This window comes from Rhodobacter sp. TJ_12 (genome assembly GCF_020023995.1).
Taxonomy (GTDB): domain Bacteria; phylum Pseudomonadota; class Alphaproteobacteria; order Rhodobacterales; family Rhodobacteraceae; genus Rhodobacter.
In genome coordinates, this window is the sequence record NZ_NRRD01000059.1 from 1 (window position 1) to 726 (window position 726).

The window sequence follows — 726 nt, forward strand, 5'->3', positions numbered from 1 at the left end:
GGCATCACGCTCACCGAGAAGGAGAAGGCCAAGCTGCGCGGTGATCTTGCCCAGCTCGCGCAGCTTGGCCTTCTCCTTCTCGGTGAGCGTGATGCCCTTGCGCAGCGAGGGTTCCTCGTAGGTCACTTCGATGAGGCAGGACGCGCAGTTGCCGTCCTTGCAGTCGAACGGGATCGGGATCCGGTGCTCCTCGGCGACGGCGAGGATGGTCTTGGTGTCGCCCGCCACGGCATAGACCGTCTTGGGCCCGTGCATGATCGGCGAGGTGAAGGTGATGTTGGCCATGTGCTTGTCCCTTTCTGAACGCCCGTCCCTCCTCGCGGGCGGGCGGCTTGTCTCACCGGAACGATAGCAACCTCGGGCGCGCGCAAGACCGCTCGCGCCGTCGCAGGCGCGCGCGGCCTGTCGGCCGGGGCTTGCCCGAAAATGGGGCAAAGGCACGAAAAAGGCGCCACCCCTGCGGATGGCGCCCATGAATTCGGCAGAAGCCCCTCTCAGTGTCCGAGGATCTGGCTGAGGAAGAGCTTCGTGCGTTCCGACTTCGGGTTGCGGAAGAACTCGCCCGGCTCGTTCTGCTCGACGATCTGGCCCTGGTCCATGAAGATCACCCGGTTCGCCACCGCCTGCGCGAAGCCCATCTCGTGAGTCACGCAGAGCATGGTCATCCCCTCTTCGGCCAGTTCGATCATCGTGTCGAGCACCTCCTTGATCATCTCGGGGTCGAGC

Annotated in this window: 1 protein-coding gene and 1 pseudogene; both read right to left on the reverse strand. The window is 64.6% G+C overall.

Annotated features, from left to right (window positions below; genetic code table 11):
• A partial coding sequence (locus CKO11_RS17135) for a 2Fe-2S iron-sulfur cluster-binding protein (protein WP_223641514.1) occupies positions 1-285 on the reverse strand: 285 nt, incomplete at its 3' end.
• A gap of 209 nt (positions 286-494) precedes the next feature.
• Positions 495-726 (reverse strand): annotated as a pseudogene (locus tag CKO11_RS17140) (amino acid ABC transporter ATP-binding protein); the annotation flags it as partial.